The sequence below is a fragment of the Monashia sp. HAY1-11D genome (assembly GCF_056868035.1).
The window spans coordinates 3,594,216-3,618,241 of the sequence record NZ_CP200320.1 but is presented as its reverse complement, the minus strand read 5'-3'; the positions used below and the strand labels follow the sequence as shown (position 1 = coordinate 3,618,241).

Sequence of the window (24,026 nt, the reverse complement as noted above, 5' to 3'; positions counted from 1 at the left end):
GCCCCGATCGGCACACCCGATGGCCCCGACCCGAACGGGTCGGGGCCATCGGCGTCTGCGGGCATCTCGCCGGCGAGCGTCGGCTGCAGCATGCCGGTGCCTGGCATCGTGCGAGACTGCTGCCGTGCACCAGCTGTCCGATGCCGAGTTCGACGAGGCGGTCGCCGACGGCCTCGACCTCATCCCCGAGGAGCTGGCACGGGCCATGGACAACGTCGTGGTCCTCGTCGAGGACGAGCCGCCGGCCGAGGACCCCGACCTGCTCGGCATCTACGAGGGAACGCCCCTGACCGAGCGAGGCGAGTGGTGGTCGGCGGGTTCCCTCCCGGACCGGATCACCATCTTCAAGGGACCCCTGGAGCGATTCTGCGCGAGCGTCGAGGAGCTGCGCGAGGAGATCGCCGTGACGGTCGTGCACGAGGTGGCCCACCACTTCGGCATGGACGACGCGCACCTGCACGAGCTCGGCTGGGGATGACGCCTCAGTGCCGCGCCGTCGGACTGTCTCTGACTCTCTCTGACTGCCTCTGACTGCCTCTGACTGCCTCTGACTGCCTCGCAGCATCGATGCTGTCTCGCAAGGTGGACACTTTGCGGACCGGACGCCGCGTGCCCTTTACGGACCTCGCCGTCAGGCTCTACGGTCGAAGAACCGACCACCGATCGGATGGAGGTGCAAAGCGAGGATGTTCTCTCCCACACGATCGCACCACGAACCCGAAGGTCCGTGAGTCGTACGGCCAGCACGAAGGGGAGGGTCCTGCGCCCTCCCCTTCGTCATGTCCGCCGTTCGTCGGCGCGCAGACACCGGACGGGCCCGGCCGCCAGAGGCAGCCGGGCCCGTCCGGTGTCCGAGGACCGATGGCCTCGGCGACCGAGACCTCAGATGGAGTACTCGCCCGAGAAGGACTCGAACACCCAGAGGACGACGGCCGGGATCGCGAAGAACACGCCGATGATGAACAGCCACCACCCGATGGCGAGGCCGGCGAACATGATGGCCCCGGAGCCGGCGAGCCAGAGCGGCGTCCACGAGCTGGCGACGAAGTAGCCGTAGTTGCCCTCGGCCTCCTCGATCTCACCGCCCGCGTTGTCCTCGGGACGCAGCGGCAGCTTCTTGCCGGTCATCCAGAAGTAGAACCCCGACAGGGCGAAGAGGGCGCCGGTCAGGACGAGCGCCGTGACGCCGATCGGCTCCTCCCACTTGGACCAGAACCCGTAGATCAGCGTGACCGGGACGAAGAAGATGAACAGGTAGACCAGGAGCTTGGTCTCGACGCGCATCGGGCTCAGTCCTCACGCTTCTCGGGACGGGCGGTGGCGTGCTCGTGGTCGACGTCGGCCGGCCCCATCACCTGGGTGAGGGTGCCCTGGTCGGCCACGGGGCGGAAGCCGGCGGCGGCCTCCGGGTGGTGCAGGTCGAACGCGGGACGCTCGGACCGGATCCGCGGCAGCGACGTGAAGTTGTGCCGGGGCGGTGGGCACGAGGTGGCCCACTCGAGCGAGGCGCCGTAGCCCCACGGGTCGTCGGACTCGACGAGCGGCGCCTTCTTCCACGTCTTCCACACGTTGTAGACGAAGGGGATCATCGAGGCGCCGAGCAGGAACGCGCCGCAGCTCGAGACGATGTTCGCGGCCTGGAAGCCCTCTTCGGGCAGGTAGTCCGGGTAGCGCCGGGCCATGCCCTCGATGCCGAGCCAGTGCTGGATGAGGAAGGTCGTGTGGAAGCCGATGAACAGCATCCAGAAGTGCAGCTTGCCGAGGCGCTCGTCGAGCATCCGTCCGGTCAGCTTGGGCCACCAGAAGTAGTAGCCGGCGAACATCGCGAACACCACGGTGCCGAAGACGGTGTAGTGGAAGTGCGCGACGACGAAGTAGCTGTCGGACAGGTGGAAGTCGAGGGCCGGGCTGGACAGGATGATGCCGGTCAGACCGCCGAAGAGGAACGTGACGAGGAAGCCCATCGCCCACAACATCGGCGTGGCCATGACGACCTTGCCGCCCCACATGGTGCCGATCCAGTTGAAGAACTTCACCCCGGTCGGGACGGCGATGAGCATGGTCATGACCGAGAAGAACGGCAGGAGCACCTGGCCCGTGACGTACATGTGGTGGGCCCAGACGCTCGCCGACAGGGCGGCGATGGCGATCGTGGCGAACACGAGGGTCTTGTAGCCGAAGATCGGTTTGCGGGAGAAGACCGGCAGGACCTCGCTGATGATGCCGAAGAACGGCAGCGCGATGATGTAGACCTCGGGGTGGCCGAAGAACCAGAAGAGGTGCTGCCACAACATCGCGCCGTTGTTCTCGGCGTCGAAGATGTGCATCCCGAAGCGGCGGTCCCCACCGAGCGCGAACAGCGCGGCTGCGAGGATCGGGAAGACGATGAGCACGAGCAGCGACGTGATGAGCGCCGTCCACGTGAAGATCGGCATCCGGAACATCGTCATGCCGGGGGCGCGCATGCACACGATCGTCGTGATGAAGTTGACGGCGCCGAGGATGGTGCCGAAACCGGCGAGGGCGAGGCCGAAGACCCACAGGTCACCACCGAGCCCCGGGGTGTAGGCGACGTCCGACAGCGGCGCGTAGGCGAACCACCCGAACGCGGCGGCGCCCTGCGGCGTCAGGAAGCCGGCCGAGGCGATGAGGCCACCGAAGAGGTAGAGCCAGTACGCGAACATGTTCAGGCGCGGGAACGCGACGTCGGGCGCCCCGATCTGCAGCGGCATGAGCGCGTTGGTGAACCCGGCGAACAGCGGCGTCGCGAACAGCAGCAGCATGATCGTGCCGTGCATGGTGAACAGCTGGTTGAACTGCTCGGGGTTGTCGACGACCTGCAGGCCCGGCGCCCAGCTCGGCCCGGATGAGCAGGGCCATGATCCCGCCGAGCAGGAAGAAGACGAACGAGGTGATGAAGTAGAGGTTGCCGATGACCTTGTGGTCGGTCGTCGTGACCCACTTGACGAAGGTCTGGCCCTTGAGGCGCGGGCGCGCGGCCGGGGTCGAGAGGCGGGCCTCACGGTTCAGCGTGGCGGAGGTCATTGGTTGCTCCCAGTCCGAGCGGGTGCGGGAATCTTGTCGGCGTCGGCGGGCACCATCTGCTCACGGCTCGCGTCGACGGGCACGAGGCCCTTCTGGCCGAGCTGGGCCAGGCGCGCCATCTCCTGGTCGTACTCCTGCTGGGGAACGACCTTGACCATGAACAGCATCTGCGAGTGGTAGGCGCCGCAGAGCTCGGCGCACTTGCCCTGGAACTCACCGGTCTGCGTCGGCGTCAGCTGGAACTTGTTCGTCTTGCCCGGGAGCATGTCCATCTTCATCATGAACGAGGGCACCCAGAAGCTGTGGATGACGTCGCGGGCGTTGAGCACGAACTCGACCCGCTTGTTCACCGGCAGGTAGAGGACCGGCATCTGAGCCCGCTTGCCCGTCGTGCCGTCGAGCGGGACGTGCACGCCGCTCTCGTGGACGTCGGAGTCGACGTAGTTGAAGTCCCAGCTCCACTGCTTGGCGACGACGCTGATGGTGACGTCGGGCTTCCGGCTCGTCGTGTCGACGAGGGCGGCCTCGTCACGGGCCGTGTAGTAGAAGAACACCGCGACCATGAACACCGGGATGACGGTGTAGAGCAGCTCCATCGGGACGTTGTAGCGCAGCTGCACCGGAAGGGACTCGTCGCCCTTGCGCTTCCGGAAGCGGATTGCGGCGTAGAGCATGAGACCCCACGTGATGGCACCGACCGCGAGGACGGCGATCCAGCTGCCGACCCACAGGTCGGTGACCCGCCTGCCGCTGTCGGAGACCGCCGTGGGCAGGAACCCGTCGGACAGCTGACCCTGACAGCCGGCCAGCGCGAGACCGGAGACCGCGGCCAGCGCCGCGACCCGGACCGCCCTGCGTCCCCGTCCGGCCGAGGTCACCGCCGGCGTCGCCGGGGTGTCGTCGTGCTGAGGCACCAGGTGCACCTTTCTTGCCGTTCGTGTGCGCGCCGGGGCGCGCCCCGCGGGCGTTTCCCGTCATCCGTGCGAGGGCAGCCAGTGCCCACCCCCGAACCCTACCGCCCTGTCGCAGAGGTTGTCCGGCAGGGTGCGGCTAACGTTGCGGCGTGGTCAGTCACGATCCGGGCACGAACCCCGGGCCCGCTCCCGCGGGCGGCTCCGGCCCCGTCCGCCGGCTTCTCGACGCGGCAGCGGGCCCCCTGCACCCGACGGCGCGCGACACCCTCCTCGCCGCGCTGGATGCCGGCTGGGCCGACCCGGCCCGCCTGCACACCGAGGGCCGCCGGGCCCGCGCGCTCCTCGACCGCTCGCGCGAGGTCGTCGCGGCCGGCATCGGGGTGCGTCCGGACGAGGTGAGCTTCCTGCCGAGTGGCCCGGCCGCCGTCACCAGGGCCCTCGAGGGCGTCCTCCACGGGGCCCGGCGCCGCGGGGCCCGGACGGTGGCCTCGGCGGTCGAGCACTCCGCCGTCCTCGTGCCGGCCCGGGCCCGGTCCTCCGCCGCGCAGGACCCGACCCTCGCCGCCGAGGTCCCCGTCGACGTCCTCGGCCGTGTCGACCTCGACGCGTGGACGGCGGCCCTGGCGGTCCCGGGCACCGTCGTCGCGGCACTGCAGAGCGCCAACGGGGAGGTCGGCACGCGCCAGCCCCTCGCGGCGGCGCGCGAGGCGTGCCGGCGCGCCGGTGTGCCGCTGGTCGTCGACGCGTCGGCCTCGGTCGGACGCGACGCCGTGCCGGAGCACTGGGACGTGCTCGTCGCCGACGCCCGCACGTGGGCCGGACCGCCGCTCGGGGTTCTCGTGGTCCGCGAGGGGGTGCGCTGGCACTGGTCCGGTGCCCGTGCCGACGTCGAGCAGGGCCGCACCGATGTCGTGCCGTGGGTGCCCGTGGCCCTCGCGGCCGCCGAGGCCTGGCAACAGACCCAGGCGACGCGCGTGGCCGACGCCGCATCGTCCTCGCGGCTCGTGTCCCGGCTCCGCGACGCGGCGGCCGCTCTCCCGGACACCCAGGTCGTCGGGGACCCGGACGACCGGCTCCCCCACGTCGTCACCTTCTCCAGCCTCTACGTCGACGGCGAGGTCGTCGTCGGAGCGTTCGACGCCACGGGCTTCGCGGTGGCCAGCGGGTCCGCGTGCACGTCGAGCACCCTCGAACCGAGCCACGTGCTCGCGGCCATGGGCGTGCTGACGCACGGCAACGTCCGCCTCACGCTGCCGCTGCCGGCCGTGTCACCCGGCGTCGGGACCGACGTCGAGGCCTTCTGCGCGGCGCTCGGGCCGACCCTGGCCGACGTGCGGGCCCGCCTCGGCGTGGAGGACCTGTGAGGCCCTCGCCCGACCCGCCCCGGCCCGACGCGTCCCCCTCGGGGGCCTCGGACGTCGTTGACGCCCGGGGCCAGCGCTGCCCGCTGCCGGTCATCCGCCTGGCCCGTCTCGTCCGGGACGACCCGACCCCGCGCCTCGTCACCGTCCTCGCGACCGACCCGGCCGCCGCCCACGACGTGCCGGCCTGGTGCCGGATGCGCGGCCACCGGTTCGCCGGCGCCCGGGACGGTGAGGACCACACCGCCTACGACGTCGAGGTGCTCCCAACGGCGGAGCCCGGCGTCAGCGCCACGGCTCCGGCAGGGGCGCCCTGAGCGCCTCGGGCAGCAGGGCCAGGTAGTCCGTCCGGGGGATCTCGATGACGCCGAGGGTGGCCAGGTGCGGCGTCTGCCACTGGACGTCGACGACGCGTCGCGGGTCGCCGTCGGCGCGCAGCAGCTCGCAGAGGCCGACGAGCGCCACCTTCGACGCGTCGGTGGCGTGGTGGAACATCGACTCCCCCGCGAAGAGCCCGCCGATGGCCACGCCGTAGAGGCCCCCGACGAGCCGGTCGTCCGCCCACGCCTCGACCGAGTGCGCCCAGCCCGCCCGGTGCAGCTCGGCGTAGGCGCTCTCGATCTGCGGCGTGATCCACCGGCCCTCGCGGTCGGGCTCGGCGCAGGCCGAGACGACGGCCTCGAAGGCCGTGTCGACGCGGATCTCGAAGCGGGCCCGGGCCTTGCGCAGCGAGCGGCTCACCCGCAGGCTCCCGGGCCGCAGGACGCCGCGAGGGTCGGGCGACCACCAGCCCATCGGCTCCGCGCCGTGGTCGCCGATGCCCATGGGGAAGACGCCGATCGAGTACGCCTCGTAGAGCGTCGGGACCTCGAGGTCGGCGCCGATGCCGATGAGGTCCTCCCCGGGCGGGACGCGGTCCAGCGCGAAGTCCCAGGCGGTGGGCGGGGGCGGGGTGGGCACGGGTCCGCTCGGTGGGCTCGTCCGGGCGGCTCAGCGTCCGGCGGTCACGGGCGCGGGCACCGGATGTGCGGGCCGATCTCGTCGGCGGACTCGGCACCGTAGGCGTCGGCGAGCCGCTCGAGGAACCGCGTCGTCGACAGCGCGTACTCCTGGGTGCCGACGGTCTCGATGACGTACGTCGCGAGCATCGAGCCGAGCTCGGCGCAGTGGCGGACCGACAGGCCTGCGGAGAGGCCGGTGAGGTAGCCGGCCCGGAAGGCGTCGCCGACGCCGGTGGGGTCGGCCTTGCGGACCTCGCGGGCGATGCCGACCTCGACGGGCTCCTCACCACGGACGCGCACGGTGACGCCGTCCTTGCCGCGGGTCTTGACCTGCACCCGGACGCGCTCGGCGAGCTCGTCCTCGCTCCAGCCGGTCTTCTGGCAGGCCAGGTGGCTCTCGTACTCGTTCGTGAACAGGTAGTCCGCGCCGTCGACGAGGCGGGCGATGGTCGGCCCGTCGCAGAAGGCCAGCTGCTGGCTCGGGTCGGCCGCGAAGGGGATGCCGCGGCTGCGGCACTCGTCGGTGTGGCGCAGCATCGCCTCCGGGTCGTTGGCGCCGACGACGACGAGGTCGAGGCCCCCGACCCGCTGGGCCACCGGGGCCAGCTCGATGTCGCGCGCCTCGGACATCGCACCGGCGTAGAAGGTGGCGATCTGGGCCATGTCGCGGTCGGTCGTGCAGATGAAGCGGGCCGTGTGCTGGGACTCGGAGTAGTGCACCGACGCGCAGTCGACGCCGTGCCGCTCGAGCCAGGACCGGTAGTCCGTGAAGTCCTCGCCCACCGCTCCGACGAGGATCGGGCTCTGGCCGAGGTTGGCCATCCCGAAGGCGATGTTCGCAGCGACCCCGCCCCGCCGTACCTGCAGGTCCTGGGTGAGGAAGGACAGTGAGATCTTGTCGAGCTGCTCGACGACGAGGGAGTCGGCGAACAGGCCGTCGAAGGTCATGAGGTGGTCGGTGGCGATGGAACCGGTGATGGCGATCTGCACACGGAGAACCTAGCGCGAACGGCGTCGACCGGGGTGGCGCACACCTACCCGCCGGTACGGGGTGTGCGGGCGGCTGCGGCGGAACTAGCGTTGGTGCATGGACACGGCGCTGGAGTTCCCCTCCCCCAGGGACGAGCTCGACTCGGGCAGCGTCTCCGAGCTCGTGATGGACTGTCGGGACCTCGACCTCCCTCACACCGCTCCGCGGGCGTGGCAGCCCCGGCACGTCGACATCGAGGTGCCGGACGACGCGGCGCGGTTCACCCGGGGTCTCGGCGACTACGGCAGCTGACCGACTGACGTGGCCGGCGTCGGACATCGCGAAGGGCCCGACCGTTGCGGTCGGGCCCTTCGTCGGCTCAGCTGAAGGAGTCGCCGCAGGCGCAGCTGCTGCCCGCGTTCGGGTTGTCGATGGTGAAGCCCTGCTTCTCGATCGTGTCGGCGAAGTCGATCGTCGCGCCCTCGAGGTACGGGCTGCTCATCCGGTCGACGACGACCTCGACACCGTCGAAGTCGCGCACGAGGTCACCGTCGAGGGTGCGCTCGTCGAAGTAGAGCTGGTAGATCAGGCCGGAGCAACCGCCGGGCTGGACGCCCACACGGAGGCGGAGGTCGTCGCGACCCTCCTGCTCGAGGAGGCTCTTGACCTTGGTCGCGGCGACGTCCGTGAGGACGACACCGTGGGCGGGGGCCTCGGTCTGGGCCTCGGCGGGAGAAGCGTTCGTCTCGACACTCATGTGCTGGTCCTTCGCGTCGTGGTGCACGGGTCAGGAGTCTCAACCCGTGGCGCGCCGGAAGTGTTCCCGGCCCTTCAAGGATACGTCGACGCGGCGTGGGCACGTGCAGACCTCACGGCCCTCCCCCACGGCCGGCCCACGATGCGGACACTCGGGACCACGTCGTGAGCCGGGAGCGGACCGGCAGCGGCGCGGTCCGGGGTCTCACCGCACGGGGTCTCACCGCACGGGGTCTCACCGCACGGGGTCTCACCGCCCGGGGGACCACGTCCGCGCGACCCGCGCGACCCGGTCGGCGAGCCGGGCCGCCGGGTCGGCGAGGGAGGCGGCGACGTCTCCGGGTCGCTCGGCGACCGGGTACACCCCCGACAGGCCGGCCGCCATCGCCTCACGACGTCCGACGAGCGCCTGCCCGGGCACGGCGACCGCCGGGATGCCGACCGACGCGGCCGCCTCGGCCACACCGACGACGACCTTGCCGCGCAGCGACTGCCAGTCGAAGCAGCCCTCCCCGGTCACGACGAGGTCGGCACCCCGGACGAGACCGCCGAAGCCGACGGCCTCGAGGACCGCGCCGACCCCCGACGTCCGACGCGCGCCGAGGAGGAGGAGGGCGTACCCGAGGCCGCCCGCCGCGCCCGCTCCGGGCTCGCGCTCCGGGCGCATCGCCGTCCCCGTGAGCAGGTCGTGCGCCGGAGGACGGACCCGGGCGACGACGCTCGCGAAGTGGCCGAGGGCGTTCTCCAGGCGCTGGGCGTCCTCCTCGGTGGCGCCCTTCTGCGGCGCGAAGACGGCACTGGCCCCCTTGAGCCCGAGCAGCGGCGAGTCGACGTCGCTCGCCACGACGAGCTCGATGCCGCGCAGGCGCCCGCGGGCCGCGTCGAGGCCGGCGACGTCGTCCGCGTCGGTGGCCGACAGCTCGAGCCCGCCCCGCGCCAGGCGCTCACGAGGCCCGACGCTGAGCGCGGCGAGCAGGCCTGCGCCGGCGTCGTTCGTGCCCGAGCCGCCGAGCCCGACGACGACGCGTCGCGCCCCGGCCTCGAGGGCAGCGAGCACGAGAGTGCCGACGCCGAAGGACGTCGTCCGCGTCGGGTCGCGTTCGTCCGCGCCGAGCAGGTGCAGGCCGGCGGCCTGGGCCGACTCGACGTAGGCCGTGCGGCCGGCCGGCCCGTCGACGAGCAGGACCGATCCCGGCACCTCGCGCCCGAGCGGGTCGGTCGTGACGACGCCGAGCACCTGCCCCACCAGGGAGGCGGCGAGGACGTCGACGAACCCGGGGCCGCCGTCCGACAGCGGCACGAGCGTCAGGGCGTCGTGCGGGGCGCTGCGCGACCAGCCGTCGGCCATGGCGGCCGCGGCCTGCCGGGCGGTCAGCGTGCCGGTGTAGCAGTCGGGTGCGAGGATGACGTGCACGCGTCGCATCCTCCCACCCGGGTGCTACCGGTCTCGTCGCGGCAGGAACAGGCCGGCGTCGCCGAACTCGTGCCAGCCGTACCGGTGCGCGACCGCCTCGTCGTAGGCCGCCTGGGTCAGGGCCGCACCCGCGACCGACTCGACGAGCAGCAGGTGGGAGGCCTCCGGGTCGTGCCAGCCGGTGACGAGCCCGCCGACGACGCGCACCGGCCGGTCCGGTCCGATGACGAGGTCAGTCCAGCCCTCGGCGGCGCGGACGGTACCGCCCGCACCGGTGGCCGACTCGAGCGCGCGGGTGGCCGTCGTGCCCACGGCCACGACGCGACCGCCGTGCGAGACGACGTGGTTGACGAGGTCGGCGGTCCGGGCGGGCACCGAGAACCACTCGGGCTGCGGCGCCTCGCCGGCCTCCTGCGACGACACCCCGGTGTGGAGCAGGACCGGTGCGACGAGGACGCCCGCGGTGACGAGGCGCGTCACGAGCTCGGCCGTGAAGGGCCGCCCGGCGCTCGCCATCTCGGCGCTGCCCGGGACGCTCCCGAAGACGGTCTGGTACGCGGCGAGCGGGTAGCGGTGGTCGAGGTAGCCGTAGGCGATGGGCCGGCCGACGCGGTCCAGGCCGGTGAGGAGCTCAGGCACGTCGTGAGCCGCCGTCGGGCCGTCGGGGGCGATGACCGTGGCGCGCCAGAGCCGGTTTCCCACCCCCGTCGGTGACGACCCCTCGTGCGGGTAGGGCGCGTCGAGGTGCAGCCTCGCCCGCACGACGGCCGGGCCGGCGGCCCCCGAGCCGGAGCCCACTCCAGCCCCGGGGGCGGGGACGTCGGCCGCAGGGGCCTCGAGGTCGATGTCGACGACGGCGCCGACGACGGCGTCGAGAACGGGCACGGACGCGTCCGGCGCCGAGCGCAGCTCCACGACGACGGTCTGCTCGTCGAGGGCTGTGGCGACGTGCAGGACCACGGGGCCGCGGCCGTCGAGGACGGCGTCGACCTCACGGGCGGAGGTCGCCGACGTGTTGACGACGAGGACGTCACCGGGTCGCACGTGCTCGGCGATCCGGCCGAAGCGGGTGTGGGTCACCCGTGGGCCGTCGGCCGTGTCCTGCGCGACGAGGAGCCGCACGGCGTCCCGCGAGCCGGCGCGCTCCTCGGGCGGTGACGACGCCGTCAGGTCGCCCGTCGCGCGGAACCGCGTCGAGGGGGCGTGGCGCAGCAGCGTCGTCACCGCGACACCGCCGTTTGCGAGCCGCGAGCGGCGAGGATCTCCGCAGCGACGAGCCGGCCGCTCGGTGGACGCGTCTCGAGCAGGGCCAGGACGGCGGGCACCGCCACCTCCTCCGGGAGCGGGCGGTCGCCGATGTCCTCGCCGGGGAACGCGTCCTGGTGCATCGCGGTGCGCATGTCACCCGGGTCGAGGGCCCACGCACGGACGGCCGGCTCCTCCTCGCCGAGGGTGAGGGTCAGGTGGTCGAGCGCCGCCTTCGAGGCGCCGTAGGGACCCCACGTCTCGTAGTGGCCCACGGCGGCGTCCGAGGACAGGCTCACGAACGCGCCACCGGCCTGCTCGAGGTCGGGCAGGAGGGAGCGGACCAGCTCGTGCGGCGCGAGGACGTTGACGGCCAGGACGGCGGCGAGCTCGTCGACCGTCACGTCCCGGAGGTGACGCATCGGCAGTGGCCCGAGCGTGCTGGCGTTGGCCACGAGCAGGTCCAGACCGGCTCCACCGTCTGCGGCGCGCACGGCCTGGACCACCTCGCGGCGGTGGACGGCGTCGGCGACGTCGCCCGCGACACCGACGGTCGACGTGCTCGGGCGTCCGGGCCCGGCGGGTCCGGCGAGCGCGGTGCAGCTCGGAGACCTCGGTGACGGTGCGGTCCAGGTCGTCCGTGGTGCGTGCGGTGAGGACGAGCGTCCAGCCTCGGCGGGCGAGGGCCGCGGCGAGCGCGCGGCCGAGACCTCGGGTGGCGCCGGTGACGAGTGCGGTGGGCATCGGTCCCTCCTGGTGTCGTCGTCGACGTGGGTCGTCGACGTCCCCAGCGTCAGACATCAAGCTCACTTGAAGTCAAGGGCACGTCTCCCCCGTGCCGCCGCCTGCGGCCGGACGTCGGGCGGTGGCGTGGGGCACGCCCGCGGCGGCATACGATCTGGGCATGACGACGGCACCCGCCCCGCTGCCCCTCCTCGTGCTCGGCCGGGGCACCGACCTGCACACCGAGCGCGGGGTCGAGTGCCCCGGCGACCTGCCGGCCCCCTCCGACCCGGGGCTCGTGCAGCGGGCCCGGGCCGCGAAGGCCGCACTCGGCGACTCGGTGTTCGTCCTCGGCCACCACTACCAGCGCGACGAGGTCATCGAGTTCGCCGACGTCACGGGTGACTCCTTCAAGCTGGCGCGCGACGCCGCCGCCCGTCCCGACGGGCCGTACATCGTCTTCTGCGGCGTGCACTTCATGGCCGAGTCGGCCGACATCCTCACGAGCGAGGACCAGACGGTGATCCTGCCCGACCTCGCCGCCGGGTGCTCGATGGCCGACATGGCCGCGATCGCCCAGGTCGAGGACTGCTGGGAGCAGCTCGCTGCGGCCGGCGTCGCCGAGCGGACGATCCCGGTCACGTACATGAACTCCTCGGCCGCGATCAAGGCGTTCACCGGGCGGCACGGCGGCACCATCTGCACCTCCTCGAACGCCCGCACGGCGCTCGACTGGGCCTTCGACGAGGTCGGCGGGGTGCACGGCAGGGGGAAGGTGCTCTTCCTGCCCGACCAGCACCTCGGCCGCAACACCGCCGTGCGCGAGCTCGGCCTCTCGCTCGAGGACTGCGTCGTCTGGGACCCGCACCGCCCGAACGGCGGCCTGACCCACGAGCAGCTCGAGGGCGCCCGGATGATCCTGTGGCGCGGGCACTGCTCGGTGCACGGCCGCTTCTCCGTCGAGGCCGTCGAGGCCGCGCGCCGCGAGATCCCCGACGTCAAGGTCATCGTCCACCCCGAGTGCCGCTACGAGGTCGTCGAGCTCGCCGACGAGGTGGGCTCCACGGAGAAGATCATCCAGACCATCGCCGCAGCGCCGGACGGCACCTCCTGGGTGGTCGGCACCGAGCTCAACCTCGTCCGGCGTCTGGCCCGGCAGTTCCCGAACCAGCGGATCGCCTTCCTGGAGAAGAACGTCTGCTACTGCTCGACGATGAACCGCATCGACCTGCCGCACCTCGTCTGGGCCCTCGAGTCCCTCGTCGAGGGTCGCGTGGTCAACCCCATCCGCGTCGACCCCGCCGTGGCCGCGCAGGCCCGCGCCGCACTCGACCGGATGCTCGCCCTGCCCGGCAAGACCCACAAGGACTGAGCCGGTGCGGCCGGCGCCCGACCGCATCGCCGTCATCTCCGACGTCCACGGGAACGTGACCGCCCTCGAGGCGGTCCTCGCGGACATCGAGGCCCGCGGCATCGTGCGCGTCGTCAACCTCGGCGACGTCGTCGGCAAGGGACCGCGCGGCTCCGAGGCGGTCAAGCTCTCGCGCGAGGCGTGCGAGGTGACCGTCCGGGGCAACTGGGACTCGCTCATCGGCGACTGGGAAGGCCACGTCGAACGCGGCACCGTACCGCGGTTCGAGGCCGGCCAGTGGACGCGTGACGAGATCACCGACGACGACGCCGCGTGGCTCGCCGGCCTGCCCAACGCCCACGACCTCGTCATGAGCGGCAAGCGGGTCCGCCTCTTCCACGCCTCGCAGACCAGCGAGTTCGTCCGCGTCCGCCGGGCGCACACGCAGGACGAGTTCCGCGGCATGTTCACGAACACCGACTTCACCGGTGAGTTCCGTGCCCCGGTCCCGGGGCACGTGTGGGAGCGGGGCGCGACACCCGACGTCGTCGGCTACGGCGACATCCACGGCACCTACCTCGAGGCCGACGAGGGCCTGCAGCTCTTCAACGTCGGAGCCGTCGGCAACCACCTCGACGACCCGAGCGCCCCGTACTGCATCCTCGAGGGCGTCACGGACTCCCTTGCGCCGCAGCCGTTCTCGATCCAGTTCGTCCGCGTGCCCTACGACATCGATGCCGAGGTCGCGGTCGCCCACGACCTCGGCATGCCCGGCGCCGGGGCCTACGCCCTCGAGCTGCACGAGGGCATCTACCGGGGCCGCGGCAAACGCTCCTGACGCGTCAGCGCGGCATGGCGCCGAGGCGGGCGAGCAGGAGCGCCTCCGCCTGGCAGACGCGGGCGAACTCCGCGAGGTGGAGCGACTCGTTCGCGCCGTGCGCCCGGGTGTCGGGGTCCTCGACGCCCGTCACGAGGATGGCGGCGTCGGGGAAGCGGGCGGCGAAGTCGGAGATGAACGGGATCGAGCCACCCACCCCCATGTCGACGGCGTCGACGCCCCACGCGTCCTTGAAGGCGGCTCGCGCCTGGTCGTAGACCGGCCCCTCGGCATCGGCCGCGAAACCCCAGCCGTGCTCCTCGAGGTCCACGGTGACTCGCGCACCCCACGGCGCGTGCTCGAGCAGGTGGGCCTTGAGCAGCTCGAACGCCGCGGCCGGGTCCTGCGTGGGAGCCAGCCGCATCGAGACCTTGGCGGCGGCGTGGGCCGCGAGCGTGTTGGACGCCTTGTCGACCGACGTGACGTCCATGCCGATCGTCGTGATCGAGGGCTTGTTCCACAGGCGGGTCAGGATCGAGCCGGTGCCGATGAGCGAGACGCCGTCGAGCAGCCCGGACTCCTCGCGGAAGCGCGCCTCGTCGTAGTCGATGTCGGCTGCGGCGCCCTCGTCGAGGCCGCGGACGGCGACGCTGCCGTCGTCGTCGTGGAGCGTCGCGAGCAGGCGGACCATCGCCGTGACGGCGTCCGGGGCGGCACCGCCGAACATGCCGGAGTGGACCGAGTGGTCGAGGGTCTCGACCCGGACCACCGCCCGGACACCACCCCGCAGCGTCGTCGTCAGCGCCGGCTCGCCGATGGCCCAGTTGCCCGAGTCGGCGATGACGATCGCGTCGGCGGCGAGGCGGTGACCGTGCTTCTCGAGGATCGCCGGAAGCGAGGCCGAGCCGAACTCCTCCTCGCCCTCGACGAAGACCGTCACGCCCACCGGCAGGTTGCCGGCGTGGGCCCGCAACGCGGCGACGTGCGCCATGACGCCGGCCTTGTCGTCGGCGGCACCACGGCCGTAGAGGCGACCGTCGCGCTCGGTCGGCTCGAACGGCGGGCTGTGCCAGTCGGCGTCGTCACCGGGCGGCTGCACGTCGTGGTGCGCGTAGAGCGTCACGGTCGGGGCGCCCTCGGGTCCCGCAAGGTGGCCGATGACGGCGGGGCGGCCGCCCTCGACGACCACCTCGACGTCGAGGCCCTCCCGGCGCAGCAGCTCGGCCACGGCCTCGGCGCTGCGCGCCACGTTGGCCTGGTCGAAGCTCGTCGCGGAGACGCTCGGAATGCGCACGAGGTCCTCGAGGTCGGCCCGCACCTGCGGCATGAGCTCGGCGACCCGGTCGCGGATGGCGCTGATCTGGTCCTGGGAGAGCACGTCGTCGGTCACAGCCCGACCCTACCGACGGGTCGCACCCCACTCCCCCGGCAGCCCCGTGGGCGTCCGTGAGGTTCGGCTAGTTTCGTCGCCGTGGCAACCAACGCCTTCACGCCGGGCCAGGACCCGTGGCTGCGCCGGCTCGGCACCCTGCGCAACGTCGTGCGCCAGGAGCTCGTCGCGCGCCAGCTCGGGGCCCATCTTCCCCGCGGCCCGCTCAGGGTGCTCGACGTGGGCGCCGGGCAGGGCACGCAGTCCCTGCGCCTCGCTCGCCTCGGGCACACCGTGACGGCCGTCGAACCCGACGCCCGCATGCGCGCGGCCTTCGAGCAGGCCGCCGCCTCGCTGGAGCCCTCGCAGCGGGACCGGGTCACGCTCCTCGCCGGCGACCTGGCGTCGCTCGCCAGCGTGACGCGTCCCACCGCCTACGACGTCGTGCTGTGCCACGGCGTGCTCATGTACCTGCCCGAGAGCCGCCCGGCGGTGGCCGCCCTCGCGCGCCGGACGGCTCCCGGCGGGGTCGTCTCGCTCGTCGCGCGCAACGGCGCGGCGATGGCCTGGCGGCCGGCTGCCCGTAGCGACTGGGACGGCGCGGCAGCGATGCTCGACGAGCTCGAGGCCGCGCGAGCGCAGGGCCGTGACGCCCGCTACCGCAACGAGATCGGTGTCGACGCCCGTGCCGACACCTTGGAGTCCCTGACCGCCGACTGCGAGGCCAACGGGCTCACCGTGCGCGCCTGGTACGGCGTCCGGGTCGCCTCCGACACGGTGCCGGTCGACGAGCCGACACCGGACGCCGAGACGCTCGCGACCCTGCTCGACGTCGAGGAGAGGCTCGGACGGACCGACCCCTACCGGTCCCTCGGCACCCTCCTGCACGTCGTCGCGGGACCCGCCTGACCCGGGCCATCCGCGCTCGGGACGCCTACGCCGTGCCGTGGAAGACTCGAGGGATGGATCCGGTGGACCGGGCCCTCGAGGCCGTGCCGCGGGCCGGGTTCCTGCCGCGCGCGGCGCGCTGGCGGGCCGGCCACGACGGCCCCATCCTCATCGGCCACGGGCAGACGAACTCGCAGCCGCGGACGGTCGCCGACATGCTGCGCCTGCTCGACGTGCGTCCGGGCCAGCGCGTCCTCGACGTCGGCGCCGGCTCGGGCTGGACGACGGCCCTGCTCGCCCACCTCGTCGGGCCTGCCGGCGTCGTCGTCGGCGTCGAGCTCGAGCCGGACCTCGCGGCCTGGGGCGCGGACAACCTCGCCCGGTGCGATGCCCCGTGGGCCTCGATCGACCTCGCCGAGCCCGACGTCCTCGGCGCACCGGAGCGTGGGCCCTACGACCGCATCCTCGTCTCCGCGGAGGCCACCTCGCTGCCGCAGGCCCTCGTCGACCAGCTCGCCGACCCGGGACGCATGGTCGTCCCCGTCGCCGGGACGATGGTCCTCGTCGAGCTGGCCGACGGCGCCCTGACGACGAGCGAGCACGGGCTGTACCGCTTCGTGCCCCTACGCAAGCGACGCCTGTGACGGCAGCGCCGGCCGCGGAGCGCGCGATTCCTGTCCCGCGCCCGACCTCGCCTAGAGTGGGCCCGTGTTCGGACGCAAGAAGACCCTCAACGACGAGCTCGCCACGTCCTCCACCGCGGTGCAGGACCCCGAGGCGCGCCCCGGCGCCAAGAACCGGCCGACGCCCAAGCGCCGTGAGCAGGAGGCCCTGAACAAGCGTCCACTCATCGTCACCGACCGCAAGGCGGCCTCGAAGCAGGACCGCACCGCCCGGCGCGAGGCGATGGCCACGCAGCGCGCGGGGATGCTGGCGGGCAACGAGAAGTACCTGCCGGCCCGCGACAAGGGCCCGCGCCGTCGGTTCATCCGGGACTCGGTCGACGCCCGCTGGAACATCGGCGAGTTCATGCTGCCGGTCATGCTGCTCGTCCTGCTGCTCAGCTTCGTGCGGGCGGGGTGGGCGCTGATGGCCGTGTTCGTCCTCGTCTACGGCCTCATCCTCGTGGCCGTCGTCGACGCCGTCCTCATGTGGCGCCGCACCCGCAAGAAGGTCGAGGCCAAGTTCGGCGGGGCCGAGAAGGGCGATGCCTGGTACGCGATCATGCGCGCCTTCCAGATGCGTCGCACGCGGATGCCCAAGGCGCAGGTCGCGCGCGGCGAGCAGCCGCGCTGAGCCGCCCACCCGTCACCTGCCGGGCCCCCGGACACCACACGGCGTCCGGGGGTCTGCTGCGTGCGGGCCTCAGTCCTGCAGCTCGGCGAACGCGAGCGGCTCGCGGGTGACGGCGTACGTCGCGAAGTACAGCTTCTCGACCGAACCGTCGGCGCCACGGACCACGTCGAGCACCTCGCCGCGTTCGCGACCCGCAGCCGCGCGGAACCGGTCCACCCCGTCGGCCTCGAACCGTGTCTCGGACAGCGGCTCGTCCTCGGACAGGCGCGACCACAGCCGGCCCTCCCGGACGAAGAACGTGATCGGCGCGCCCTCGGACCACCACAGGCCGAGGAGCTCCTCGAGCTCGGGTCGCGGCTCCTCGGGGACCCACGCCGGCGCGAGCGTCGGCTCGGCGTCCATCACGGCGTCGACGAGGTCGGTCGCGAGCGCGAGGGCGAGGGCGTTCGACGTGCAGTTGGCGAACACGACCGCGCCGACGCCGTCGCGGCGCCGGATGCGCAGTCCGGTGAGGAAGCCGGGCATCGCGCCGCCGTGCCCGACGTAGACGCGGTCACCGCGCCGGCCCATGCCGAACCCGAGCCCGTACGCGCCGGACCAGCCGTCGACGTCGGTCATGATGAGCGGCCGGCACATCTCCTCGACCGTCTCGGGAGCCACGACGCGGCCGTCCGGGGCGGCGACGTAGGCGGCGTAGCGCGCCAGGTCGGACACGGTCGACCACAGCCCGCCGAGCGGCGCCGTCGCGTTGAGCGTGAAGAGCGGCTCCTCGGTGGTGGTGCCGCGGTAGGGGTCGACCTGGTAGCCGTGCGCCCGGTCGGACGCCGGCGTCAGGCCCGTCCGGGACATCCCGAGCGGCTCGAGAACCCGCTCACGGACGACGTCCTCCCAGTCGCGACCGGTCACCGTCTCGACGACGTGGCCGAGCAGGCCGTAGGCGAGGTTGGAGTAGTGGAAGGCGTGGTGCGCCGGCAGCACCTGCTCGGCGTCCTCGACACCGGCGAGGAATGCCGCGCGCTCGGGCGCGGCGAGCGACTCCCAGATGTTCCCGACCGGTTCGCGCTGCAGGCCGGACGCGTGGGCGAGCATCTGGCGCAAGGGCACCCGGGCGTGACGGGTGCCCGGCAGGTACCCGCCGAGCTCGTCGTCGAGGCTGAGCAGACCGTCGTCGCGCAGCGCCATGACGACGAGCGCGGTGAACGTCTTGGTCACGGACCCGATGAGGTACTGGGTGTCGTCGTCGGCGGGGCGGGAGGCGGCGCCGAGCTCGGCGGACCCGACGTGCCCGGACCACACCAGGGCGCCGTCGCGCACGACGCCCGCGCTCACCCCGGGCGAGCGCCAGGCGCGCTGCGCGGTGACGACGCGTCCGAGCAGGTCGCGGGCCAGGCCCGCCGACACGGTGTCGGGGGCCTCGGCGGCCAGGCTCACTCCGCGGCCCGGAGGCTCATCGGGCCGTAGACGACCGAGTCGGCCTCGCGCAGCGTCACCGACTCGACGCCGTGGGCGAGCAGGTCGCGCCAGGTCTCGCCGAGGTAGTTCTCGGCGTCGCTCTGGGTCGGGAAGCCGGTCGTCGCCAGGCCCTCCCCCGACATCGGCTCGCCGTGCGCGTCGAGGTACAGCCAGGACCAGTCTCCGCTCATGTCCGTCACCCTAGACGCACCCCGGTCGCCCGGTGCGCCGGCTCGTTTGACGGGCGGCCACCGCGCGTGCCACGGTTCGCGTATCCGATGGACGACGGGGCAAGCCGGTGCGACTCCGGCGCTGACCCGCAACCGTGATCCGCAGCCCCGCCCGACCAGGCGCCGCGGCGACAGCCGGAAAACCCGCGCCCGTCCGGCTCTGTGTCAGTCTGTCGTGGAATGCGGACCGGAGTCACCGACGACGGCTCCGCGGGGGGCTCGGGACGGTGTCCGACCGCGAGGAGGAAACCGTGTCCACCGTTCGTCGCACCCCCCTGCGGGTGCTGCTCGCCGCACTCGTCGCCGCCGCCGTCGCCGTCCTCACCACCGGCCCCGCGCAGGCCGCCGCATACCGCTTCTGGGGCTTCTACCAGCTGACCGACGGCGCGTGGTCGTTCGCCCAGAAGGGACCGGACCAGACCACACCTGCCGACGGCAGCGTCGACGGCTGGCGCTTCGCCGTCGGCGACGAGAGCGCGACGCGCTTCCCGCGGGCCGTGCTCGGCTTCGACGCGATCTGCGGCTCCACACCCGCGGTGTCCGGGTCCAAGCGCGTCGGGCTCGTCGTGGACTTCGGCCGAGCGGCCGATGCCGAGGACGGCGCCACCCCGCCTGCCCCGAAGGCCGTCTGCGCCGTCGTCCCCACTGCCGCCACGAGCACCGACGTGCTCGCCAAGGCGGGCGAGCTGCGCACCGAGAAGGGCCTCGTCTGCGCGGTCGCCGGCTACCCCGCCACCGGCTGCGGCGGTGAGGTCAAGCAGGTCAGCGCCGCCGCCAAGGCCGCCGACACCCCGGTGACCGTCGCCCCACCGGCCGCGTCGACGACTGCCACCACCACCGCCGCGGCCAGCGCCCCGGTCGACGCCACGGCCCGGCCCGCGTCGTCGAGCACCGGCACGACCGTGGCCTGGGTCGTCGTCGCGCTCGTCGTGCTCGCCCTCGTCGGCTACCTGCTCGTCCGCTCGCGGCGCCGCACCGGCGTCGACGGCTGAGCGGGGTGACCCGGCGGCGATGCGGCTGCGCGCGCGGCTCCTGCACCCCGCGGCCTGGTGGCTGTGGGGCCTGGGCCTCGTCACGGCGGCGTCCCGCACGACGAACCCCGCCGTGCTGCTGCTCGTCGTCGCCGTCTGCGTCCTCGTCGTCACCGAGCGACGTGACCCGGCCACGCCCAACCCGCTGGCCGGGTTCCTCGCGATCGGTCTGGCCGTCGTCCTCCTCCGGGTCCTCGTGACCGCGCTCCTCGGCAACGGCGTCCACGGCGAGACCGTCCTCGTGACGCTTCCACGCGTTCCGCTGCCGGACTGGCTCTCCGGGATCCGCCTCGGCGGGCCGGTCGCGCTCGAGCCCCTCCTGTTCAGCCTCTACGACGCGCTGCGCCTCGCGGCCGTGCTCGCCTGCCTCGGCGCCGCCAACGCCCTCGCGTCACCGCGGCGGCTCCTGCGCTACCTGCCGGCGACGCTCTACGACGTCGGCACGGCCGTCGTCGTCGGGCTGACCTTCGCGCCGCAGCTGCTCGCCGACGCGCGCACGGTGCGCTCCGCGCGCACCCTGCGAGGGCGCGAGGGGCACGGCATCCGCGAGACGGCCCGCCTCGCCGTTCCCGTCCTCGAGACGGCCTTCGAGCGCTCGCTCGCGCTGGCCGCGTCGATGGAGTCCCGTGGCTACGGCCGCGCCGTGCGCAGCAGCGCCGGCACCCGCCGCCTCGCGAGCGGCCTCGCGCTGCTCGGTCTCCTCGGCGTCCTCGGCGGCCTCTACGGCCTGCTCGACGCGTCGGCCGGCGGCACCCTCGGCCTGCCCCTGCTCGTCGCCGGGGCCGTCCTCGCGGCGAGCAGCCTCGTCGTGGGCGCCTCGCGTGACGGCCGGTCCGGCCACCGACGTGACCGGTGGGAGTGGCCGGAGTCCCTGACCGTCGTCCTCGGCAGCGCTCCTGCGGTCGTCCTCGTCGTGGCCGGCGTGCGCGGCTGGGACGGCGTCACGCCGCCCCAGCGCGTCGAGCTGCCCGCGGTGCCGCTGCTCACCGTGGTCGCGGTGCTCGTGGCGGCCCTGCCCGCCTGGCTCACGCCACGGCCGCGGGAGGCTGCACCGTGATCGCCTTCGACCGGGTCAGCGTCACCTACGCGGGCGCCGACGCCCCGAGCCTCGTGGACGTCACACTCGAGGTGCCCGAGGGGAAGCTCGTCCTCGTCGTCGGGCCCACCGGCAGCGGCAAGTCGACGCTGCTGCGCACCGTCAACGGCCTGGTCCCGCACTTCAGCGGCGGCACCCTGTCCGGCCGGGTCGTCGTCGACGGCCTCGACACCGCGGCACACCGGCCGCGCGACCTCGCCACCGTCGTGGGGCTCGTCGAGCAGAACCCGTCGTCGACCTTCGTCACCGACGTCGTCGAGGACGAGGTGGCCTACGGCATGGAGACGATGGGCCTGGACCCGACGGCGATCCGCCGCCGCGTCGAGGAGACGCTCGACCTGTTCGGGCTCACCCCGCTGCGGGCGCGCGCCCTGGGCACCCTCTCCGGCGGGCAGCAGCAGCGGGTGGCCATCGCGGCCCTCTTCGCCGCCGGTCCGCGGGTGCTCGTGCTGGACGAACCCACCTCGGCGCTGGATCCCGTTGCCGCAGAAGAGGTCCTGGCCTCGCTGCACCGCATCGTGCACGACCTCGGGGTCACCGTCGTGCTCGCCGAACACCGCCTCGAACGCGTCGTGCACCACGCCGACCGGGTCGTGCTCGTCGAGGACGGCCACGTGTCCGAGCTGCTCGAACCGGCCGAGGCGATGAGCCTGTCGCGCGTCTTCCCGCCCGTCGTGGGGCTGTCCCGGCTCGCCGGGTGGAGCCCCACGCCCCTGTCGATCCGCGACGCCAGACGCCGTGCCGCCTCGCTGCGGGAGACCCTCGGCCCGCGCACGCCGCCGTCCCGGCCCGGCCGACCCGGCGGCCCCTGGCCCGCAGGCACTGCGCTGTCGCTCGACCGGGTGACGGTGCGTCGGGCGGGACGCCTCGTCCTCGACGGTGTCGACCTCGAGGTGGCGCGTGGCTCGGTCACGGCCCTCATGGGGCGCAACGGCGCCGGCAAGTCGACGCTGCTCGGCGCGGTGGCAGCACAGCACCGGCTCGCGGGCGGGCGAGTCCGTGCCGGCTCCGCCACGGCGGACCCGCACGCCCTGGCCGCTCGCGAACGGGTCGGCGTCGTCGGGCTCGTGCCGCAGCAGCCCGAGCTGCTCCTCTACGCCGACTCGGTCGCCGCGGAGTGCTCCGCAGCCGACGCCGACTTCGGTGTGCCCGCCGGTACCGCGGCAGCCGTGCTCTCCCGCATCGGCGAGGGCATCGACCCCACGACCCACCCGCGTGACCTGTCCGAGGGGCAGCGGCTCGAGCTGGCCCTGGCCGTCATCCTCGCCGGCACCCCGGAGGTCCTCCTCCTCGACGAGCCGACGCGCGGGCTCGACTACGGCGCCAAGCAGCGTCTGTGCGGCCTCCTCGCCGAGCTGGCCGCGGCCGGCACGACGGTCATCGTGGCGACCCACGACGTCGAGCTCGCGGCCGAGGTGGCCGACCGCGTCGTCATCCTGGCCGACGGAGAGGTCGTGACCGACGGCCCCACGCGCGAGGTCCTCGCCTCCTCCCCCGCCTTCGCCCCGCAGGTGACCAAGGTGCTGCACCCGCAGACGTGGCTCACGGTGGCCGAGGTGGCCCGCGCCCTCGGGCGGACGGCATGAGCGCGCCGGCACCCGCACCCCGCGCCGTCCGGACGCCGCCGCCCGCCTCACGCCGGGTCATCCCGCTGCGCTGGCCGGCCGTCCTCGCGGTCGTCGCCGTGGGGCTCGTCGGGTTCGCCGCCTTCACGTGGCCGTTCTTCGCACCCGGTCAGGTGGCGGCCGACCACGGCAACGACGCGCCGTGGTTCTTCGCCCTGCTCCTGGGTCTGCTCGCCGTCGTGTGCCTCGCCGAGGTGACCGCCGGGCGGCTCGACGCCAAGACCGTCGCGGTGCTCGGCGTCGCGGCCGCCGCCGGCGGGGCACTGCGCCTGCTCAGCGCCGGGACGGCGGGGCTCGAGCCGATGTTCTTCGTCGTCGTCGTCGCCGGCCGCGTGCTCGGCCCCGGCGTGGGCTTCGTCTCCGGGTCCCTCGCCGTGACGACGGGAGCCCTGCTCACGGGCGGGGTGGGTCCCTGGCTGCCGTTCCAGATGGTGTGCTCGGGCGCCATCGGGCTCGGTGCCGGCCTGCTGCCCGTCGGGGACGGGCGCCGCGCCGAGCGGTGGGTCCTCGCCGCGTACGCCCTCGTCACGGGCCTCGGGTACGGCGCCGTCATGAACCTGTGGTTCTGGCCGTTCCTCGGGCCCGGCGCGCCCACGGGCATGGGTTTCGTGCCCGGCGCCCCGCTGCCGGACAACCTCACCCACTACGCCGTCTTCTACGTCTCCACCTCGCTCGCCTGGGACCTGCCGCGCGGCCTGCTCAACGCCGTCCTCGTCGTGCTGGCCGGGCCGGCGCTGCTGCGGGTCTTCCGGCGTGCCGCACGACGCGCAGCCTTCGACGCCCCGGTGCGGTTCGCGCCGCGGGCCGAGCCTGCCGAGGACCCGACGTGACCGCCCGCGCGGCGAGCACGACCCTCGTCACCGGGCCCGTGCGCAGCGGCAAGAGCCGCCACGCCGAGGACCTGCTGTCCGCCGAGAGCGACGTCACGTACGTCGCGACCGGGCCTGCTCCGGCGGCCGACGACGACGAGTGGCGCACCCGCGTCGAGGCGCATCGCGCCCAGCGGCCGGCCTCGTGGTGCACGGTGGAGACCTCCGACGTCGCGGGCGTCCTGCGTGCCGCCCGCGGACCGGTGCTCGTCGACTGCCTCGGCACGTGGCTCACGAGCGTCGTCGACGCGGTGGGCTGGGACGACCTCGCCGTCGCAGCGTCCGCCGTCCGTCTCCAGGGCGCAACGTTCGTCGAGTCCCTCTGCGCCGCAACTGTCCCCGTCGTCGTCGTGACGAACGAGGTGGGGTGGTCGCTCGTGCCGACGACGGCCTCCGGTCGCCTCTTCCAGGACGAGCTGGGCCGGCTCAACGCCGCCGTGTCCGCCGTGGCGGCGCGCGTGCACCTCGTCGTGGCCGGACGCGTCCTCGACCTCTCGCAGGGCCTCGTCGTGCCGTCGTCCCCCCGTCCACGGACTCTCGATGCGTGACGCCTGGCGCCTCTGCGTCGGCACC

The 24,026-nt window shown here is 73.6% G+C and carries 25 protein-coding genes and 2 pseudogenes; 14 read left to right on the top strand and 13 right to left on the bottom strand.

All coding sequences use genetic code 11. The annotated features are described in order from the left end of the window. Window positions 1-124 precede the first annotated feature (124 nt). On the top strand, window positions 125-478 hold the full coding sequence (locus AC1VM9_RS16750) for a metallopeptidase family protein (RefSeq protein ID WP_483123457.1): 354 nt from the start codon (window positions 125-127) through the stop codon (window positions 476-478). A 404-nt stretch (window positions 479-882) separates the two neighbouring features. Here the strand turns inward: AC1VM9_RS16750 and AC1VM9_RS16745 are convergent, their stop codons facing one another. The 3 genes and pseudogenes from AC1VM9_RS16745 to ctaC form a co-directional block, all read right to left on the bottom strand. Further along, the gene (locus tag AC1VM9_RS16745; RefSeq protein ID WP_481343986.1) at window positions 883-1,284 is read right to left on the bottom strand and encodes a cytochrome c oxidase subunit 4; all 402 of its coding nucleotides are present in this window, start codon (window positions 1,282-1,284) and stop codon (window positions 883-885) included. Between the two features lie 5 nt (window positions 1,285-1,289). Further along, window positions 1,290-3,045: pseudogene (ctaD, locus tag AC1VM9_RS16740) on the bottom strand (aa3-type cytochrome oxidase subunit I). After that, window positions 3,042-3,968 carry an aa3-type cytochrome oxidase subunit II gene (gene ctaC, locus AC1VM9_RS16735; RefSeq protein ID WP_481346123.1) on the bottom strand — a complete coding sequence of 309 codons (927 nt, stop codon included), beginning with the start codon at window positions 3,966-3,968 and terminating at the stop codon, window positions 3,042-3,044. The pseudogene ctaD and the gene ctaC overlap by 4 nt, the downstream one beginning before the upstream one ends. A gap of 140 nt (window positions 3,969-4,108) precedes the next feature. Between ctaC and AC1VM9_RS16730 the strand changes: the two genes are divergently transcribed. Together AC1VM9_RS16730 and AC1VM9_RS16725 are read left to right on the top strand one after the other, a co-directional pair. After that, the gene (locus AC1VM9_RS16730) at window positions 4,109-5,323 is read left to right on the top strand and encodes a cysteine desulfurase family protein (RefSeq protein ID WP_483123456.1); all 1,215 of its coding nucleotides are present in this window, start codon (window positions 4,109-4,111) and stop codon (window positions 5,321-5,323) included. Then, a complete protein-coding gene (locus tag AC1VM9_RS16725; RefSeq protein WP_481343955.1) occupies window positions 5,320-5,637 on the top strand; it encodes a sulfurtransferase TusA family protein in 318 nt (105 codons plus the stop codon). Before AC1VM9_RS16730 ends, AC1VM9_RS16725 begins: the two co-directional genes overlap by 4 nt. Here AC1VM9_RS16725 and aat read toward each other — a convergent pair. Beyond that, window positions 5,606-6,280: a leucyl/phenylalanyl-tRNA--protein transferase gene (aat, locus tag AC1VM9_RS16720; RefSeq protein ID WP_483123454.1), complete on the bottom strand. Its 675-nt coding sequence runs from the start codon at window positions 6,278-6,280 to the stop codon at window positions 5,606-5,608. The genes AC1VM9_RS16725 and aat overlap by 32 nt on opposite strands. Before the next feature lie 44 nt (window positions 6,281-6,324). After that, on the bottom strand, window positions 6,325-7,311 hold the full coding sequence (locus tag AC1VM9_RS16715) for a carbohydrate kinase family protein (RefSeq protein ID WP_483123453.1): 987 nt from the start codon (window positions 7,309-7,311) through the stop codon (window positions 6,325-6,327). A 97-nt stretch (window positions 7,312-7,408) separates the two neighbouring features. Between AC1VM9_RS16715 and AC1VM9_RS16710 the strand changes: the two genes are divergently transcribed. Then, complete coding sequence (locus AC1VM9_RS16710; RefSeq protein ID WP_483123452.1) at window positions 7,409-7,603, top strand: hypothetical protein; 195 nt, start codon at window positions 7,409-7,411, stop codon at window positions 7,601-7,603. Between the two features lie 67 nt (window positions 7,604-7,670). Here the strand turns inward: AC1VM9_RS16710 and erpA are convergent, their stop codons facing one another. From erpA to AC1VM9_RS16685, 5 genes and pseudogenes are all read right to left on the bottom strand, one after another. Beyond that, window positions 7,671-8,048, bottom strand: a complete 378-nt coding sequence (gene erpA, locus AC1VM9_RS16705; protein ID WP_323098708.1) for an iron-sulfur cluster insertion protein ErpA — start codon at window positions 8,046-8,048, stop codon at window positions 7,671-7,673. A gap of 249 nt (window positions 8,049-8,297) precedes the next feature. Next, window positions 8,298-9,461 carry a glycerate kinase family protein gene (locus tag AC1VM9_RS16700; RefSeq protein ID WP_483124038.1) on the bottom strand — a complete coding sequence of 388 codons (1,164 nt, stop codon included), beginning with the start codon at window positions 9,459-9,461 and terminating at the stop codon, window positions 8,298-8,300. Window positions 9,462-9,485: 24 nt separating this feature from the next. Next, a complete protein-coding gene (locus AC1VM9_RS16695) occupies window positions 9,486-10,685 on the bottom strand; it encodes an S-adenosylmethionine:tRNA ribosyltransferase-isomerase (protein ID WP_483123451.1) in 1,200 nt (399 codons plus the stop codon). Next, window positions 10,682-11,212 carry an SDR family NAD(P)-dependent oxidoreductase gene (locus AC1VM9_RS16690; protein ID WP_483123449.1) on the bottom strand — a complete coding sequence of 177 codons (531 nt, stop codon included), beginning with the start codon at window positions 11,210-11,212 and terminating at the stop codon, window positions 10,682-10,684. Before AC1VM9_RS16690 ends, AC1VM9_RS16695 begins: the two co-directional genes overlap by 4 nt. Before the next feature lie 154 nt (window positions 11,213-11,366). Continuing rightward, a pseudogene (locus tag AC1VM9_RS16685) lies at window positions 11,367-11,450 on the bottom strand (short-chain dehydrogenase); the annotation flags it as partial. 160 nt (window positions 11,451-11,610) lie between these two features. On the opposite strand from AC1VM9_RS16685, the gene nadA reads away from it, so the two are divergent. Then, window positions 11,611-12,801 carry a quinolinate synthase NadA gene (gene nadA / locus AC1VM9_RS16680; protein ID WP_483123448.1) on the top strand — a complete coding sequence of 397 codons (1,191 nt, stop codon included), beginning with the start codon at window positions 11,611-11,613 and terminating at the stop codon, window positions 12,799-12,801. Between the two features lie 4 nt (window positions 12,802-12,805). Continuing rightward, the gene (locus tag AC1VM9_RS16675; protein ID WP_483123447.1) at window positions 12,806-13,618 is read left to right on the top strand and encodes a metallophosphoesterase family protein; all 813 of its coding nucleotides are present in this window, start codon (window positions 12,806-12,808) and stop codon (window positions 13,616-13,618) included. Window positions 13,619-13,622: 4 nt separating this feature from the next. Here the strand turns inward: AC1VM9_RS16675 and AC1VM9_RS16670 are convergent, their stop codons facing one another. After that, window positions 13,623-14,987: a M20/M25/M40 family metallo-hydrolase gene (locus AC1VM9_RS16670; protein ID WP_483123445.1), complete on the bottom strand. Its 1,365-nt coding sequence runs from the start codon at window positions 14,985-14,987 to the stop codon at window positions 13,623-13,625. A gap of 81 nt (window positions 14,988-15,068) precedes the next feature. Between AC1VM9_RS16670 and AC1VM9_RS16665 the strand changes: the two genes are divergently transcribed. The 3 genes from AC1VM9_RS16665 (at window position 15,069) to AC1VM9_RS16655 (ending at window position 17,150) form a co-directional block, all read left to right on the top strand. Further along, complete coding sequence (locus AC1VM9_RS16665) at window positions 15,069-15,875, top strand: class I SAM-dependent methyltransferase (RefSeq protein ID WP_483123444.1); 807 nt, start codon at window positions 15,069-15,071, stop codon at window positions 15,873-15,875. Between the two features lie 53 nt (window positions 15,876-15,928). Beyond that, window positions 15,929-16,498, top strand: coding sequence for a protein-L-isoaspartate O-methyltransferase family protein (locus AC1VM9_RS16660; RefSeq protein WP_481343065.1), 570 nt, complete (start codon window positions 15,929-15,931; stop codon window positions 16,496-16,498). A gap of 64 nt (window positions 16,499-16,562) precedes the next feature. Further along, entirely contained in the window at window positions 16,563-17,150 is a 588-nt protein-coding gene (locus tag AC1VM9_RS16655; protein ID WP_483123443.1) for a DUF3043 domain-containing protein, read from the top strand. A gap of 69 nt (window positions 17,151-17,219) precedes the next feature. Here the strand turns inward: AC1VM9_RS16655 and AC1VM9_RS16650 are convergent, their stop codons facing one another. Together AC1VM9_RS16650 and AC1VM9_RS16645 are read right to left on the bottom strand one after the other, a co-directional pair. Further along, the gene (locus AC1VM9_RS16650) at window positions 17,220-18,581 is read right to left on the bottom strand and encodes a serine hydrolase domain-containing protein (RefSeq protein ID WP_483123441.1); all 1,362 of its coding nucleotides are present in this window, start codon (window positions 18,579-18,581) and stop codon (window positions 17,220-17,222) included. Next, on the bottom strand, window positions 18,578-18,793 hold the full coding sequence (locus AC1VM9_RS16645; protein WP_481343068.1) for a hypothetical protein: 216 nt from the start codon (window positions 18,791-18,793) through the stop codon (window positions 18,578-18,580). The genes AC1VM9_RS16650 and AC1VM9_RS16645 overlap by 4 nt, the downstream gene beginning before the upstream one ends. A gap of 290 nt (window positions 18,794-19,083) precedes the next feature. Between AC1VM9_RS16645 and AC1VM9_RS16640 the strand changes: the two genes are divergently transcribed. Genes AC1VM9_RS16640 through AC1VM9_RS16620 form a run of 5 tightly spaced genes read left to right on the top strand, consistent with a single transcriptional unit; the run spans window position 19,084 to window position 24,001 of the window. Beyond that, window positions 19,084-19,824: an SCO2322 family protein gene (locus tag AC1VM9_RS16640; RefSeq protein WP_483123440.1), complete on the top strand. Its 741-nt coding sequence runs from the start codon at window positions 19,084-19,086 to the stop codon at window positions 19,822-19,824. A 19-nt stretch (window positions 19,825-19,843) separates the two neighbouring features. Next, complete coding sequence (locus tag AC1VM9_RS16635; protein ID WP_483123439.1) at window positions 19,844-20,920, top strand: energy-coupling factor transporter transmembrane component T; 1,077 nt, start codon at window positions 19,844-19,846, stop codon at window positions 20,918-20,920. Continuing rightward, on the top strand, window positions 20,917-22,545 hold the full coding sequence (locus AC1VM9_RS16630; RefSeq protein ID WP_483123437.1) for an ABC transporter ATP-binding protein: 1,629 nt from the start codon (window positions 20,917-20,919) through the stop codon (window positions 22,543-22,545). The genes AC1VM9_RS16635 and AC1VM9_RS16630 overlap by 4 nt, the downstream gene beginning before the upstream one ends. Beyond that, entirely contained in the window at window positions 22,542-23,414 is an 873-nt protein-coding gene (locus tag AC1VM9_RS16625) for an ECF transporter S component (RefSeq protein WP_483123436.1), read from the top strand. The genes AC1VM9_RS16630 and AC1VM9_RS16625 overlap by 4 nt, the downstream gene beginning before the upstream one ends. After that, window positions 23,411-24,001, top strand: a complete 591-nt coding sequence (locus AC1VM9_RS16620; protein WP_483123435.1) for a bifunctional adenosylcobinamide kinase/adenosylcobinamide-phosphate guanylyltransferase — start codon at window positions 23,411-23,413, stop codon at window positions 23,999-24,001. The genes AC1VM9_RS16625 and AC1VM9_RS16620 overlap by 4 nt, the downstream gene beginning before the upstream one ends. Window positions 24,002-24,026 lie beyond the last annotated feature (25 nt).